Annotated in this window: 14 protein-coding genes; 6 read left to right on the forward strand and 8 right to left on the reverse strand. The window is 44.7% G+C overall.

The window, feature by feature from the left end:
* Positions 1 to 50: 50 nt before the first annotated feature.
* Positions 51 to 1436: a TIGR03503 family protein gene (locus tag SOHN41_RS09970; protein WP_007648410.1), complete on the reverse strand. Its 1386-nt coding sequence runs from the start codon at positions 1434 to 1436 to the stop codon at positions 51 to 53.
* Between the two features lie 10 nt (positions 1437 to 1446).
* Positions 1447 to 2175 carry a DNA polymerase III subunit epsilon gene (dnaQ, locus tag SOHN41_RS09975; RefSeq protein WP_007648412.1) on the reverse strand — a complete coding sequence of 243 codons (729 nt, stop codon included), beginning with the start codon at positions 2173 to 2175 and terminating at the stop codon, positions 1447 to 1449.
* A 70-nt stretch (positions 2176 to 2245) separates the two neighbouring features.
* Between dnaQ and rnhA the strand changes: the two genes are divergently transcribed.
* Positions 2246 to 2716 (forward strand): ribonuclease HI, encoded by a 471-nt coding sequence (gene rnhA, locus SOHN41_RS09980; protein ID WP_007648414.1) that lies wholly within the window; start codon positions 2246 to 2248, stop codon positions 2714 to 2716.
* Between the two features lie 48 nt (positions 2717 to 2764).
* Here rnhA and SOHN41_RS09985 read toward each other — a convergent pair whose 3' ends face one another.
* Both SOHN41_RS09985 and SOHN41_RS09990 read right to left on the reverse strand, forming a co-directional pair.
* Complete coding sequence (locus SOHN41_RS09985) at positions 2765 to 3658, reverse strand: LysR substrate-binding domain-containing protein (protein ID WP_007648416.1); 894 nt, start codon at positions 3656 to 3658, stop codon at positions 2765 to 2767.
* A 23-nt stretch (positions 3659 to 3681) separates the two neighbouring features.
* Positions 3682 to 4416 (reverse strand): class I SAM-dependent methyltransferase, encoded by a 735-nt coding sequence (locus SOHN41_RS09990; protein WP_007648418.1) that lies wholly within the window; start codon positions 4414 to 4416, stop codon positions 3682 to 3684.
* A gap of 229 nt (positions 4417 to 4645) precedes the next feature.
* On the opposite strand from SOHN41_RS09990, the gene gloB reads away from it, so the two are divergent.
* Together gloB and SOHN41_RS10000 are read left to right on the forward strand one after the other, a co-directional pair.
* Positions 4646 to 5449, forward strand: coding sequence for a hydroxyacylglutathione hydrolase (gloB, locus tag SOHN41_RS09995; RefSeq protein ID WP_007648420.1), 804 nt, complete (start codon positions 4646 to 4648; stop codon positions 5447 to 5449).
* Positions 5450 to 5699: 250 nt separating this feature from the next.
* Complete coding sequence (locus tag SOHN41_RS10000; RefSeq protein ID WP_007648422.1) at positions 5700 to 7247, forward strand: LysM peptidoglycan-binding domain-containing protein; 1548 nt, start codon at positions 5700 to 5702, stop codon at positions 7245 to 7247.
* A 119-nt stretch (positions 7248 to 7366) separates the two neighbouring features.
* Here the strand turns inward: SOHN41_RS10000 and SOHN41_RS10005 are convergent, their stop codons facing one another.
* Together SOHN41_RS10005 and SOHN41_RS10010 are read right to left on the reverse strand one after the other, a co-directional pair.
* The gene (locus tag SOHN41_RS10005) at positions 7367 to 9190 is read right to left on the reverse strand and encodes an AsmA family protein (RefSeq protein WP_007648423.1); all 1824 of its coding nucleotides are present in this window, start codon (positions 9188 to 9190) and stop codon (positions 7367 to 7369) included.
* Between the two features lie 43 nt (positions 9191 to 9233).
* On the reverse strand, positions 9234 to 9728 hold the full coding sequence (locus SOHN41_RS10010) for a putative 4-hydroxy-4-methyl-2-oxoglutarate aldolase (protein ID WP_007648424.1): 495 nt from the start codon (positions 9726 to 9728) through the stop codon (positions 9234 to 9236).
* A 234-nt stretch (positions 9729 to 9962) separates the two neighbouring features.
* Here SOHN41_RS10010 and SOHN41_RS10015 point away from each other — a divergent pair, with 234 nt between their 5' ends.
* Positions 9963 to 10283: a hypothetical protein gene (locus SOHN41_RS10015; protein ID WP_007648425.1), complete on the forward strand. Its 321-nt coding sequence runs from the start codon at positions 9963 to 9965 to the stop codon at positions 10281 to 10283.
* A 149-nt stretch (positions 10284 to 10432) separates the two neighbouring features.
* Here the strand turns inward: SOHN41_RS10015 and SOHN41_RS10020 are convergent, their stop codons facing one another.
* Positions 10433 to 12205, reverse strand: a complete 1773-nt coding sequence (locus tag SOHN41_RS10020; protein WP_007648426.1) for a DUF885 domain-containing protein — start codon at positions 12203 to 12205, stop codon at positions 10433 to 10435.
* Between the two features lie 405 nt (positions 12206 to 12610).
* Between SOHN41_RS10020 and SOHN41_RS10025 the strand changes: the two genes are divergently transcribed.
* Together SOHN41_RS10025 and SOHN41_RS10030 are read left to right on the forward strand one after the other, a co-directional pair.
* Positions 12611 to 14014, forward strand: a complete 1404-nt coding sequence (locus SOHN41_RS10025; RefSeq protein ID WP_007648427.1) for a DEAD/DEAH box helicase — start codon at positions 12611 to 12613, stop codon at positions 14012 to 14014.
* A 24-nt stretch (positions 14015 to 14038) separates the two neighbouring features.
* Positions 14039 to 14533: a peptidylprolyl isomerase gene (locus SOHN41_RS10030; RefSeq protein WP_007648428.1), complete on the forward strand. Its 495-nt coding sequence runs from the start codon at positions 14039 to 14041 to the stop codon at positions 14531 to 14533.
* 64 nt (positions 14534 to 14597) lie between these two features.
* Here the strand turns inward: SOHN41_RS10030 and SOHN41_RS10035 are convergent, their stop codons facing one another.
* Positions 14598 to 15038 (reverse strand): YcgN family cysteine cluster protein, encoded by a 441-nt coding sequence (locus SOHN41_RS10035; protein ID WP_007648433.1) that lies wholly within the window; start codon positions 15036 to 15038, stop codon positions 14598 to 14600.
* Between the last annotated feature and the right edge of the window lie 42 nt (positions 15039 to 15080).

Below are 15080 nucleotides of genomic sequence, written 5' to 3' on the forward strand. Positions count from 1 at the left end.
CAAATAACTTGCTATTAAGCCCCTTAAACTCTCAAAGGTCATGCTCTGTTTTATCGATCATTATCGGTTTCATCGGGCATAGTCAGGTCGATTTCATCGTGGGAAAGTGCTGCGGGTTTATTTTCCGCGGCTTCATCCAACAGACGTTGCTCCGCAGCGGCTAATGCTTGAGCAAGGCTCTGACGCTTACGCCATACAATTAAACCTAACACCCCTAAAATCAATAACACCGCATTGATGCTAATGATCCAGAACATGGCATCTTGTTTCGCCAGCGCCTCTTCTTCTGCGGCTTTTTGGGCGGCAATGGCCGCTAACACCTCAGGACTGGGCGGGGGCTCAGGCGGTTGTACGAGGTTAAAAAAGAGTTCAGGCAAATCGAGCACAATTTCACGACCAGTGTGCGTTGTTGTCGCTGCAAAACCCTTAATGCGATAACTGCCAAACTCAGAAACGGGTGGTAATATCAACTCAGTGTCGGGTTCTGTTAGTCCATTAAGCACAACAGGCAGTTGTAGCCCAGCAGGGCCGACCAATTCAAATGAAAAATGGGTTTCAGCTAGCTGCAACACTGTACTATCTACATGCAGCATGATTTTCCATTGGCCCGTCAAGGGATCTTCTGGGGTAATAACCTCTGCATTTATCGGACGCGCAGATAAGGAAAAAGGAAAAGAGATTTGCCGCTCAAACACGTTATTACGCGCTTGAACCACAAAATCATATTCACCCCAGGGCTGTCTAAGATTAATGTCACTGGTAAATAGCCCATCATCGGGCGTTTCATCGAGCTTTTCGCCACTGTCCTTATAGGAACCAGCAATGATATCGCCCGCGGCAAAGTTTTCATCCCCCGCCCTATGCTTACTCACAAAATGTGCCGTCCACTCAACCAGATAATCTAAGCCTGGCATACGGACGCGCTCAGCATCTCCCATTAGCTTGGCAACAATTTTGACCTGTTCTCCCTGGAAGAGCGGTTGTGGCAACGGCTGAACTTCGATTTCAAGCTTAGAGACTTTCTTGATCTTAGAGCCAGGTACGACCTTGCCGACCAACTGCCAAGGCCCTGGTTGTGGCGATTCAATGTAAATCATGTCACCGGTAATACCGTCAACCCATTTTACGGTTTCGGGGTGACGACTGGCGTACCACTTACTGCCATCGGGAAGCACTACCACCACGGGTGCAGACCCATATTCACGCTCCACCAATAGGGTCATGCTGCTGACCATATGGTCGATCCTAAAGCGATTTTTAAGCTCCGACGCGGTATCTAATGACACCACTTTTACTGTGGGTGTCTGCACGTTAGTGGAAATATTCGCGTTAGCAACAGGCTCAGGCTTATCCACCGCCCATATAACGGCGCTGGCGAATAGAGTGCTTAGCAGTAAACCAATCTTGAACAGGGTTGTGTGGAGCGATATGGTCATAACAGATTATCTATCCTCTCCAGAGGCATTTTCCTGATTTTGCGACTAAATCAAGGCGTTGTTCATGCATGACTAGTTCATCGGCCGAAGCGCTGATCACTTTAAGATTAAGTGAATTAGGATCGAATCTTTGGATCCCGCCCGCTTCCTGCCCGACTTCTTCGTTTGATAAATTGAATTTAGTTTGACCACCCGTCATGGTTAAGTAGACGTCGGCGAGGATCTCGGCATCCAATAATGCGCCATGGTACTGACGGCGGGAGTTATCTATACCGTAGCGTTTACACAGGGCATCGAGGTTATTTTTCTGCCCTGGGTGTAAAAACTTGGCAATTTCTAAGGTATCGAGAATGTCACAAATACTGGCCGTTTTCGGACCTTGGGGTTGCAGTAATGAAAACTCATGGTCCATAAAGCTCACGTCGAAGTTTGCGTTATGGGCGACAATTTCAGCACCGTCAATAAACTCAATAAATTGCTGGGCAACTTGGTGGAACCGCGGCTCATGCGCGACGCGCTCATCGGTAATACCGTGCACCGCAATAGCTTCGGGATCGATAGCTTGTCCAGGATTAATATACTGGTGAAAATAGCGTCCAGTCAGGCGACGGTTGATGACTTCAACGCAGCCGATTTCGATAATTCTGTGCCCCAAATAGACGGCACCACTGCCCTGGTTCATACCAGTAGTTTCAGTATCCAGAATAATCTGACGACTGGCGTTTGAGATAATATTCATACTTTTATGCGCTTCTTATGACAATTTTTAGTTATACTCGGCCGAAATTCTCGGTAATGGTAACAATTCGATGACTGAACTAAAACTGATCCACATCTTCACCGACGGCTCTTGCTTAGGCAACCCCGGTCCTGGTGGTTATGGCATTGTAATGAATTATAAAGGCCATACAAAGGAGATGTCCGACGGTTTTGCCCTCACAACCAATAATCGCATGGAATTACTGGCGCCTATCATCGCTCTGGAAAGTTTAAAAGAGCCCTGTCGCGTGGTGCTCACCAGCGATAGCCAATATATGCGCCAAGGGATCATGACTTGGATCCACAACTGGAAGAAAAAAGGCTGGATAACTTCCAACCGCACGCCAGTCAAAAACGTGGATTTGTGGAAGCGTCTCGATAAGGCCTCACAAATACATAGGATTGATTGGCAATGGGTAAAAGGCCATGCGGGGCATGCGGAAAATGAACGCTGCGACATCCTCGCCCGAACTGCCGCAGAAACAAACCCAACCCAAGCTGACGAAGGCTACCAACCTTAATGTATCAAGCTGTTTTGGTTACTTTGGTCAATGCCCTCACCATTTTGCCTAGGCAATATTAAAGAAATTTCCACAAAATTGTACAAATGCTTGCCCTAAAGACGTCGCTTGGCGACTCTTATGGGTAATGCGATAAAATTGCCGCTCCAAGACTAAGCCTTCAATTGTCACTAGGGCTAATTCCTTACGACTGATGTCTTTATCCAGTGTGAGCTCAGATAATACCCCTAAGCCCGCACCTTGCTTAACAGCAAGTTTTATCGCATCGGGCGTAGTAAAGCAGAACTTGGCCTCGGGCTGCATATCCAGCTCATTGGCCGCATTCACAAAATATTCCCTCGTACCCGAGCCCTCCTCCCTAAGCACCCAGGATTGACCTCTCACCATAGAAGGCGTAACGGTTTGCCCGGCTAAAGGGTGTGCAGGATGGCAAAATACCAATAATCTATCCTTATGCCATGCTTCAACATTAAGACGGTTATCGGTGCAATGCCCTTCGATAAATCCCATTTCCGAACGGAACTGTGCCACGGATTGGATCACATCTTGTGTGTTAGTGATCGCCACATCAACATGGGTTTGGGTATGCTGCTGGCAAAAAGCCACCGCCGCCTTTGCAAGGAGATAATTACCGATAGTTGAACTGGCGCTGACACTTAAGTGCCCCACCAAATCCCCGCCTTGAGAGGTAAAAGCCTGCTCAATTTGTTCGACTCGATGAAGCAACTCCGTTGCCAGTGGCAATAATAAATTTCCCTGAGAATTCAGCTGCAGTCGATTACCAATCCGTTCAAATAGACGCGCATTGAGTTGTTTTTCTAATTCGGCCAATGCCATAGAAGTGGCCGGAGGCGATAGATTGACTTGCTCCGCTGCTTTAGCAACTTGGCCATTGCGTGCTACAGCTTCAAAAACAGCAAGTTGCCTTAAGGTAATTCGCATATCACACTCGTTTATACACTGAGTTATTTTACATGTTCGGATAAATGTTCTGAACGTCCTGCCGTAGGTGCTGCGGTCCAGTTAGGTTGCAACACTTTGCGTTTATCGCGGATTGGCGTTAATGGCGATTCTAATTTACGCGCCACAATCAGGTATAAACTGCCCGCACTCGGCAACCAAGAAGCCAAGGTTTGCTGCATAAAACGCCCTTCATTAAACTCGCCAATTAAAGGGTGATACACTAAACGCTCGTCACTCACCACTTGATATCCTAAAAGACCAAGCCAATCTCGTACCCGTGACGGCATAAAAAAACGCCCATTCCAAGGGAGGCAATCTTGATATTTAGGCCATAGCTTGCCTAAAAAAATCGGACTTAACGGATTGAACCCCACAATAAACAGATATCCCCCAGCGATAAGCACTCTGTCTGTTTCACGTAAAATGCGGTAGGGATCGGGCTCAAACTCTAGTAGTAGACTCATCACCACCGCATCTATAACGCCATTTTGCAGCGGCAGATGACAAAAATCCCCGACTATGGATGCATTGTCGCTGGCAGTGAGGGAAAAGTGGTGTGCAACGGGTGATTCCATACTCGACAGGGCTGCACTTAAAGGGCCGAGCTTCAACAAATGATAACCAAAAACTCTTGGCCACCAATGGGCTAACTTCTCAGCAACAGCTTGCTGTAAGGTGGAACCATTAGGCAAGTCTTCCCATTGCTCGGGTTTGCGTTCAGTACTGAAATACGACACAAAGTTCCTCCTTCCACCATAAAACTCTGCCATAGATGAATCCATATGGGATCATGCTAGGCATATACCCAAGCTACCTGAAAATATGAGTTTCAGCATCTTCAGGTTGTTTGAGTATAAACATCACCCCATTCAATCGCTTTCATCAAAACGACAACAGTCGCCAAGCACCTTCCACTTGTGGATAATAACCTTATCTTTAAATCGAAATACAGCCATAGGTGACCCTATGCTCACTATAACAGCGATTAATGCCTTTAATGACAATTATATCTGGGTGTTACGGCAAGGAACTCTAGCTCAGGTCTATGTGGTTGACCCTGGCGATGCAAAAGTGGTCATTGCCCATATCGAGTCTCATCGACTAGAACTTGCGGGCATTTTACTCACCCATCACCATAGGGATCATACGGACGGTATTGCGGAATTAGTGGAATACGTAAAGCAAACAACCCAGAGTGTCCTCAAGGTGTATGGACCACACAGTGAAGCCATTAACGGGATCAATGTACCACTCGATCCCGTCGCAACGATGGAACTCTCACTTCCCTTCCTCAAGCATAAAATGCAAATACTGAGCGTTCCAGGCCACACCGCAGGCCATATAGCCTATGTTATCGAAGATGCTCTTTTTTGTGGTGATACTTTATTCAGCGCTGGCTGTGGCCGTTTGTTTGAAGGTACGCCCCAGCAAATGCTCCACTCTCTCACCCAACTGGCAAACCTGCCCGCCAATACCAAAGTCTACTGCGCCCATGAATACACCCTAGCTAATCTTAAATTTGCTCTAACGGTCGATCCAAACAACGCCGCTTTAAAGACATACGCTCAGCAAGCTGCTGATATGCGTGCCCAAGGTAAGGCAACGATTCCCTCTAACATTGCATTAGAACAAGCTGTTAATCCATTTTTACGCACAGATGACCTCAATATATTGAGTAGCATAAAACAGCATTTCAGCGTTCAAGATCCCAGTAAATTAGATAAACTCACCTGCTTTACCCTGCTTAGACAGTGGAAAGATATTTTTTAGCAGAAACAGTTTTATTTCAGATTGAAATTTATACAGTTTTTTCCATTTTTGATGATGTAAGTCAAAAATGGCCTTACATTATGTAAGATAATTAAGGGACAAGATAGAAAAGATCCCATAGAATGGCTCGTTTTTGCGTGAATACTTTGCGCTCTGTGTTGTCATTACCTTCATTAAAATTATTCGGTTAACAATAGAACTGACATAAATGAAGCCCTGACAATGCACTAACAGAGGACTACCGTTTTCCATGAGAGTATCACTTTATGTTGTAGTAGGGGGATTTACCCTGCTCACTGGTTGTCAAACCTTAGACAACCACGAGGTTACTAAGCCAGAAGCTGAAACCGTCGCAATCGAAAATACAGTCCCACAGTATTACCTCGCATCCCCAGCCGAATCGGCTCAAATTAACGATGTGTGGGAACGGATCCGTCAGGGAATGCAATTACCTATCCCGGATCAAAAACTGGTTAATCAATACCGTGATTGGTACATTAAGAACCCAAAGCACCTAGAAATTATTTCAGAGCGTGCGGCACCCTATATGTATATGATCGTGGAAGAGCTTGAAAAGCGTCATCTTCCAATTGAAATCGCCCTATTGCCCATTATTGAAAGTGCCTTCGATCCTTCGGCCTCATCGGCAAGTGCAGCTTCGGGTTTATGGCAATTTACTACGCCTATGGCCAACCATTTTGGCCTAGAAATGAACTGGTGGTACGACGGACGCCGCGATGTTCCGGCATCCACAGTTGCGGCGTTGGATATGTTGGAATACCTCTATGAGAAAACCAATAATAATTGGCTCTATGCCTTTGCCGCCTATAATTCGGGCGAATCCCGAGTACTCAATGCCATTAAACGCAATGAGGAAAAAGGGCTAAAAACCGATTTTTGGTCTCTCAATTTACCAAAAGAAACCGAGCGTTATGTCCCTCAATTGCTCGCACTTGCCGAAGTCATCAAACATGCGGATGAATATGGCATCAGTTTAGCCCCAATTGAGAACAGTCCTTCTATTGAAGTTGTGGATATCGATAGCCAGATTGATCTTGCGATGGCAGCTGGGCTCGCCAATATGACAACCCTGGAGCTGCAAAAACTCAATCCAGGTTATAACCGTTGGGCAACCTCGCCATTGGGACCGCATACTTTAGTGCTACCAATTGATAAATCTGAAGAATTCAAAAAAGCCCTCGCAGAAACAGAGAGCGAAGCGCGGGTCAGTTGGTTGAGATATACCATTAAGTCTGGCGATAGCATTGGGGTTATCGCAAAAAATCATCATACGACCATTGCAGCAATTCGTGCGGCTAATGGTATGAAAAACAATACTATTGTTGCAGGTAGACATTTGATCATCCCGGTATCTGCGGATGATAAACAGCTGTATGCCATATCAACGAGCCAAAAACTCCCGAAGAAAACGCGAGCTGTGGCAACGGGTCCTCAGATGACCTACAAAGTGCAATCTGGAGATACCCTATGGGAAATTGCACGCCATCATAAGGTGAGTATAAAACAGCTAACAGCATGGAATCATTTGAATAAAAACAGCAAACTGCATGCTGGACAACAGCTCACCATAATAGCGCCACAGGCTACAGTGTCGGCTGAACAAATTCGAACAGTGAGTTATAAGGTGAAATCCGGTGATTCATTAGCGCGGATCGCCAGCAAGTTTAACGTCACGGTAGCCGAGTTATTAGAATGGAACAGCTTAACGCCATCGCAATACATCCAACCCGGTCAAGTGTTAAAACTGGTGGTTGATGAGAGCAAGTTAAACGCCTAATTGATTGACGGTTAAGCTCGACAGAGAAGCAAAGGCAGCGAACCTCAGGACGCTGCCTTTGTTGTTAGTGCTATGCACGAAAGCGCTCGACTAGTGGGAACGGCTTTTAGGGCGTGCCATTAAAAGCCACCTAACTTTTTCAGCAGCGAATCCTTTAACTTTTCCTTGGCCTTATCTGTTTCTTCCTTCAACTGATTGTTGAGTAATGCTTGAGTATCCAAGGCATATTCTGGCTTCTGGAAAGTCCCAGTAATGGCTAATGGGATATCGATCCCCACCAAGGCATCTTTCTCACTTCCCCCCTGACCTTTAAGTGAATTAACCAAACTGGTCGTCAATTTATAATCTAGGGTTTCCGTCAAGATGTTCGCATTGCCCTTGCCCGCTAACCGTAGTAAGGGTGAGGACATAGCAAGATCGGGATTGGTAGCTATACCATCTTCAACGGAAAAATTACCCGTCAGACTCGAAAAATCGGTTTTACGTTCCTCTTTCGTTTCTGCCGATAAATCTCCCTTTAACTTAGCCTGAGCACTGCGGATCATCTGCGGAATATTGACACCATAGAGGGCGCCATCGGTTATATCAAAGCGACCATTAGCGAGCAGATTTTTCTTTAACTGCTCAGGGATCAAGCTCTTACCTTTTCCTTTGATATTAATATTGGCCGTTCCAGCTAATAAATCCACCTCGGCAAGATCTTGCAGTAACGGCCGAACTTGTACACCCGTCACTTGCTTATCAAATTGATAACTCGCCACTCCCTGACGGGCATCCACTTGCGCGTTGACCAGCAATTTGCCTTGGTACAAATCGGCGGTCAGTTGTTTAAGGTCAACGACTCCACCTTTGATCCCTAAGTCCAGCAGCCAGTTTTGTGTGGAAAGATTGGCGACCTTAATGGATTTCACCGCCAACTTAAGCTTCATATCGAGGGACTTAAGCGCACTCAAATCAGGTTCTGAGGCTTTCGCGGTGGTTGTCTGAGCCGTTTTTGCAGTTCCTTCAGAGGTTTCCGTTGTTGGCATCAGAGCATCAAGATCGATATCACCCACTTGGAAATCAGCATCAATCTGCGGTACTTTCGCGCCGTAATTCAGTGCTAATTGGCCCGAAGCACTCATATCCGCGGCACTCAGCTTCACAATATCCGCAGACAGTTGCTTTTTATCTAAGGCTATTTGGGTATTTAGGCTAATTGTGGTGATCACTTTTTTGTTGGGGATACTGTCACCTTCAATCACAGTGTCAATGTTGAATTTATCAATGACTAACTGATTGAAATCTCGGCTCAGTTTAACTTCACCCTCCCCTTTACTGCTCACTTTCATCTCGGCTAAGGAAGCCGTAAATTCGTAGGCTATTGGGGCAAATTTATCGAGGGAAAATGCGCCTAAAGTAAAGCTATCTAGCGTGAATGTTTGAGTTAGTCCCTTAGCCTCATCGATCATATTGATTTGAGTGTTGGTGATAGAAACACCGCCCACCTCGATACTGGCAGGCTGAGTTTTAGAGGCCGTTTCAGTGGAGGGGCTGGATTTACCATCAGAATCTCCCGTTAACCCATCTAAACTTGAACTGCCATTCTTACGGGTAACTAAATTGATTTTAGCGCCGTCTAAGCTCACTTGAGCAATTTCAATCTCTTTACTAAGGAGTGGCATCAAGGCCACTTCCGCAATGGCTTTATTCACTTCAACCATTGACTTAGGTGTAAATCCCTCAGGATTTGAGAGAGAAATCCCTCCTAAATTAATGCCAATAGTCGGAAAAAATGTCCATGAGAGATCATCACTAATCACTAACTCTCGACCCGTTTGTTTTTTCACTGCGTTGACTATCTCAGGTTTAAAGTCATTCGGATCAAAAAATACCGTGAGATATAAGGTAACGACTAATACTAAGGCCACCAAAATAGCCAAAAACCATTTAATCAATTTCATATAAACATCCTTATCAATAACATCTTACATTGATGTAGCAGCCTTAATTTAAAAAGGCAAAGTTCAACGACTCCTCGCTGATGGCGATCCCATTTTCATCCGCATAAATCATCATCCCAGGCTTAACGATCACGCCCCCTATTTCTATAGGCACATTCACTTGACCTTGGTTCAATTTATCTGTCTTGATCGGCATAGCACCTAATGCATAGACTCCAAGGTTAAAGGTCGCCAATCTCGCCGCATCGCGGATATAGCCATTGATCACCACTCCCTGCCAGCCATGATCTAACGCACTTTGAGCAATAAGATCACCGAGTAGCGCTCGACGAGCAGAACCGCCACCATCGACAACCAACACTTTGCCCTGTCCATCCTGTGCGAGCACCTCTTTTACTTTGGAGTTGTCTTCAAAACACTTCACCGTCACAATTTCGCCCCAAAAAAGCCGTTTCCCACCAAATGCAGTAAAAGCCAGCGGTAATAGCGTGAGCTTCGTGGGGTAGTGATCGAATAAATCAGGTAATAGATCAAGCATTTGAATCTCCGCGCAGATTAAAAGTTTAGACTACCTATTATTGTAGACCTCGACAAGACCAAAGCAAAAACGGTACAGTTTTTATTTAATTTTGACTTCTAATTGCTTGGTGAAAATTAGCATTCACATTATAATCTGTGATAGTTAACGTCCTGTGACAACCTCTTAGGTTTTTTACCTAAGTGATTTCATTATTTAGTTCCTCTATTTTCTTTGTTATAAAGCGAAAACCAAATGACTACTGATCTTGATTTACAGAGCGCAATCGCGGCTCTTGATGAATATGGATATGATAAAAAAGTCTCAGCGGATCTTGAGCAAGCACGTAACAAACAACAGATGGGAAAATATATCAAATCCCTCGACTATAGTTTACGTCGACTATTGATATTGCAAGAAACAGTTAACGAATTAGTCGAAGAAAAGAAACATCAACTTGCATTGCAGGAACATGTTCAAACCTACAAAACAAAGATTATCAATTTGTCTCGGGAATTTAACATTTCCTATGAGGATGTCTTAGCCATAATGGCAGAGTTAGCTAATAAAAAATAATCTCATCTTTAAGTGTTTTTGCGCTGTTCATATACACGCAGATTTACCCTGTAACATCGGGGTGATTAACCTCACTTAGTCAATGATATCTTGGTAATGTAAAAGAAAAGAGGCTAGATAAAAATATCGAGCCTCCTAAGCCTAAAGTGTTATTTATCTTGCATCAGCTGACGAATATATTTCACTGGCGCACTGCCATAGCTTAAGAATTTTTCGTGGAAGGTTTTAAGATCAAAACCCTTATCCTCGGCCTTTTTGTATTCTTCACGGAAATCATAGATCTCACGATAACCAGAATAATAACTGGTTAACTGAACTTGGCTTAGTGTTGCGCGGCGCCACTTGCCTTCAGCTTCAGCTTGCTGCTGAAATGCTTCATCCATCATCAAGGCTATCGCCTCTTTTTCAGTCATTCCTTTTACATGGATGCTGTAATCTAAAATCGTATTGCAGATAACTCTCAAGTTCCACTTGTAATACATCAACCACATTTCAGGTTCAAAATTACCGTAGCCTTCCTCAAGCATCATGCGTTCGGTATATACTGCCCAGCCTTCAACCATAGCACCATTACCAAATAAACTCTTCACTAGGCTTGGCGACTCATTAGAATAAACCAGTTGAGTATAATGCCCAGGAATAGCCTCATGGATATTGAGGATCTGCAAAATCCAATGGTTATATTCACGCAAATAACTTTCAGCGGACTCTTCGCTCATATCATCGAGTGGTGTCACATTGTAATAGGTATTACCTAATTTTTCATATGGACCAGGGGCACTGATAGATGCCCCCGCAAAGCCCCGCATATATTCAGGGGTTTCACGCACCACTAAAGGTTTTTTAGGATCGAGGGTCACTAAGTTTTTCTGATTAACAAATTCGATTAGCTGTGGAATTTGTTTACGGACCTCATTCACAAAATCATCACGTTTAACATGTTGAGATGACAATTTATCAATTAACTGGCGAATGGCGATTTTATTATCAACCGGTTTTGGCGTAGTGAAATATTTGGACCAAAGTTTATCGGTGATCTTGGCCATTTCACCTTGAACTCTTTCTTTATCGGCCACGGCCTTTTCGTAGAGTTGTTTTGCTGTCATCCCCGCTTGAATGTCGAAGGCAAACTTCTGTTCGTATAATGCTTCCCCAATCCTAAAGCTGCGAGCGCCGTCTTTTTTAAGCTGCACCACGAGGTTATTAAGCCATGAAATATGCTCGTTGATTGCCACTGTTGCCGCATCGAAACGTGTCTTAAATAGGGCTTTTTCGCTGTCACTTAGACCAGAATCGGCAACTTGCTTTAATAAATCATCGGAGAAAACAGAGAATGCACCTTGGTTCTGCATGACGGCAAGTTCTGTATGTTCGAGTGTGGGCTGATTGATGTTAGCCTGCGCCGCGGCGTAATAAGCTGGAATATTTTCCATACGCGCCAGCACCGAACGTAATCTATCATCTAGCGGAGCAAAGTTTTCGTTAATAATCTGGGCAAAACCACCCGCAACATTATAGTTAGAGGGATCCCACTGCCAGGATTTAAAAGTCGTGATGTCCCATGCCATACTACCCAATAAGTTATTGATTAAGTGGTAATCAATCAACTCATTAGCCGTTAGGGATTGTTGATCAAACTTGGCAAGAGCGGCCTGTTGGACGTTAACAAAAGCCAAGGTTTTAGCACGGCTGGCCTCATTCGGTATATCAAGGTAGCCATCATTGACATGCTTACCACTGTATAGTGCCCAAGTGGGTGATAACTCCCATAGGGAATCAATAAATGTATTGCTAAATTGTGCAAAGGATGTGGCTTGAACTTCTGCGACAGCCGAGGGTGCGCTTGTATTTGTCTGTGATTGGCAGCCAGCAACACTGGCGATCGACAGCAATATTGCAAGGGAGAGCGTAGTTTTTTTCATTATATTTCGTCCTTTGTATCATGATGTTCGAGCTCAAGATTTAAATCAGATCACTTAACACTTTAAATCAGCTCACCTAAACAATGCCAAGCGCTGTAACACACAAGTGTGGCAATTAAAAATGCACTAAGTTAATCATATTGCTTCAATAATTGCAGCTATGTGGCCACAGAATACATGCTCAGTTACAAATTTGTACTTCAAGCATAGCGCCCCCCCGAAGAAGTCAATAACCGTCACCTATCTAAGAAAGTAAAAACAATAAAGCGGGATGAACAAAGATCATTTCTGGTAAATCCTGCAATATTCGCCTTTTATTTTCCACTGCCTGCTATAATACCGAGCTGCTTCGCTGTTAAGCCAAACTTAACAGTTTGCCTATGAATTATTTATTTGAGACACCCAATGCCATTTTCCACACTTGGATTAAGCGAACCGATTGTAAAAGCCATTACTGAACTCGGTTATTCGACTCCAACTCCCATTCAAGCTAAGGCGATCCCCGTTATCCTCAGTGGTAAAAATGTGCTCGGTGCAGCACAAACGGGCACAGGTAAAACCGCCAGTTTTGTGTTACCGCTACTGCAAATGTTTGCCGATAGCCCCAAAATTCGACCTAAGCGAGTACGCGCCATTATCCTCACCCCTACCCGAGAGCTTGCGGTTCAGGTTGAGGAAAACATCCGCCAATATGCAAAATATCTGCCGCTGACCTCCATGGCCATGTACGGTGGCGTCGATGCTGCGCCGCAAAAAAAACGCCTAATTGAAGGCGTAGATATCCTAGTGGCGACTCCTGGTCGATTACTCGATATGTATACCCAAAGAGCCATACATTTCGATGAGTTATCTGTGTTGGTATTAGATGAAGCCGACCGAATGCTCGATATGGGATTTATTGAAGATATCAATAAAATCATCGAAAAATTACCGCCACAAAGGCAAAACTTGCTCTTTTCGGCCACCCTATCAAAGCAAGTGCGCGTATTAGCTAAAACTGCCGTTGAAAATCCCATAGAGATTGAAATTGCACGAAACGCAGCCACAGCACCACAAATTGATCAGTGGCTCACCACAGTCGATAAAGATAAAAAGTCTGCGTTACTCAGCCATCTAATTAAAGAGCAAGCATGGGATCAAGCGTTAATTTTTATCCAGACCAAACAAGGTGCAGCCAAATTAGTCAGTCAGCTTGAAAAACGGCAGATTACAGCCGAAGCCTTCCACAGTGGCCGCAGTCAAGCGGTTCGTGAGCAGCTTTTAGCCGATTTTAAGTCCGGTAAACTGGCGTTTTTAGTGGCAACGGGAGTCGCATCCCGCGGTATAGATATCGATGCCCTCACCCGAGTAGTTAACTATGATCTGCCCGATGAAGCCGATGATTATATTCATCGTATTGGGCGTACTGGCCGCGCAGGTGAGCAAGGTGAAGCCCTGTCCTTTGTCTCAAAGGATGACTTTAAAAATCTGTGTGCGATTGAACGCCGCTTAGGCCATATCATAGTGCGTAAAGAAATCGAAGGATTTGCCCCTAAAAAAGAAGTGCCCATATCCATTCTCGATTTTGTGCCTAAACATAAGCCTGAAAAAACGTTTCGCCCAACAGCATCGACTACGGGTACTTATCGCAGTGGAAAGGAAGGCACTTTCGAGACCGCTAAGGCGAAAAAGCATCGCAGTGCAAAGTCGCAGCTAAAGCAAACGCCGAACGCAACTTTACGTCCAACACGAGCCGCTCCGGAAAGTCCAAAGCGACAAGATGGTGGCGTCCCCTTTAATCCCTGGACCAGTGGACCTAAAACCAAATAATTCAATCGAATAGAAGCTAATACTATGATTATTTTCACGACTAATATCGGCGAGATCGGCATTGAACTCGATTTTGAGCATGCACCTGTCACCTCAAAAAACTTTATCCGCTACTGCGAAGAAGGGTTTTATGAACACACCATTTTCCATCGAGTGATCAAAGGCTTTATGATCCAAGGCGGTGGTTTTACCGCCAAGATGAAAGAAAAACCGACCCACGACCCCATAGTCAACGAAGCCAATAAAGGGCTTTCAAACACCCTTGGCACTATTGCGATGGCCCGTACCGATGCACCACACTCTGCCACGGCGCAGTTTTTTATCAATACCGCGAATAATGATTTCCTAGATCATACCGCAACCACAAATAATGGTTGGGGTTATGCCGTATTTGGTAAAGTGGTCGCAGGACTTGAGGTGGTGCAGCAAATTGAAAAGGTCAAAACCACTAAGGTAGCAGGCCATGAAGATGTGCCACGCGAACCTATTATTATCGAGAAAGTGACTATTACAGGTTAATTTCACGGAATATGGCGAGAAACAACTAAGGGAGCTTATGGCTCCCTTAGTTGTTTTTAATTGGTCAATCAATATCCTTGAGCGGCCATAACACTATATGATCTTCGATATCTTTTACCCTGCGCTCATCAATTACTTTACCTTGAATTGACATGCCCGCAAGGTGCATCGCCTCTTTAGATCCTGTAATTAAGGGATGCCAACTGGGCAATTCGCGCCCTGCGGCAAGCCGGCGATAGGCGCAGCTATCGGGCAGCCACGTCAGTTGATGGATATTATCTAAGGTGATCACTGTGCATTGGGGGACATAGTTAAAACGGTCACTGTAATGTTGGCAACTGGCGGTCTGATGATCAAGCAACAAACAGGCCGCATTGGTGTAATACAAGTCTTCGGTTTCATCGTCGATCAATTTATTTAAACAACATTTACCACAACCATCGCAGAGGGATTCCCACTCTGTTGCTGTCATCTGCGCTAATGTCTTGCTCTGCCAAAATGCCATGTTCGAGACTATCTTCCAATAAAAAACCCGCCTAATGCGGGC

The sequence above is a fragment of the Shewanella sp. HN-41 genome (assembly GCF_000217915.1).
Lineage (GTDB): Bacteria > Pseudomonadota > Gammaproteobacteria > Enterobacterales > Shewanellaceae > Shewanella.

Coding starts and splice junctions, on each gene's coding strand:
- SOHN41_RS09970 (WP_007648410.1), bottom strand. CDS start 1,436: ATGACCATATCGCTCCACACAACCCTGTTCAAGATTGGTTTACTGCTA.
- dnaQ (WP_007648412.1), bottom strand. CDS start 2,175: ATGAATATTATCTCAAACGCCAGTCGTCAGATTATTCTGGATACTGAA.
- rnhA (WP_007648414.1), top strand. CDS start 2,246: ATGACTGAACTAAAACTGATCCACATCTTCACCGACGGCTCTTGCTTA.
- SOHN41_RS09985 (WP_007648416.1), bottom strand. CDS start 3,658: ATGCGAATTACCTTAAGGCAACTTGCTGTTTTTGAAGCTGTAGCACGC.
- gloB (WP_007648420.1), top strand. CDS start 4,646: ATGCTCACTATAACAGCGATTAATGCCTTTAATGACAATTATATCTGG.
- SOHN41_RS10000 (WP_007648422.1), top strand. CDS start 5,700: ATGAGAGTATCACTTTATGTTGTAGTAGGGGGATTTACCCTGCTCACT.
- SOHN41_RS10005 (WP_007648423.1), bottom strand. CDS start 9,190: ATGAAATTGATTAAATGGTTTTTGGCTATTTTGGTGGCCTTAGTATTA.
- SOHN41_RS10010 (WP_007648424.1), bottom strand. CDS start 9,728: ATGCTTGATCTATTACCTGATTTATTCGATCACTACCCCACGAAGCTC.
- SOHN41_RS10015 (WP_007648425.1), top strand. CDS start 9,963: ATGACTACTGATCTTGATTTACAGAGCGCAATCGCGGCTCTTGATGAA.
- SOHN41_RS10020 (WP_007648426.1), bottom strand. CDS start 12,205: ATGAAAAAAACTACGCTCTCCCTTGCAATATTGCTGTCGATCGCCAGT.
- SOHN41_RS10025 (WP_007648427.1), top strand. CDS start 12,611: ATGCCATTTTCCACACTTGGATTAAGCGAACCGATTGTAAAAGCCATT.
- SOHN41_RS10030 (WP_007648428.1), top strand. CDS start 14,039: ATGATTATTTTCACGACTAATATCGGCGAGATCGGCATTGAACTCGAT.
- SOHN41_RS10035 (WP_007648433.1), bottom strand. CDS start 15,038: ATGGCATTTTGGCAGAGCAAGACATTAGCGCAGATGACAGCAACAGAG.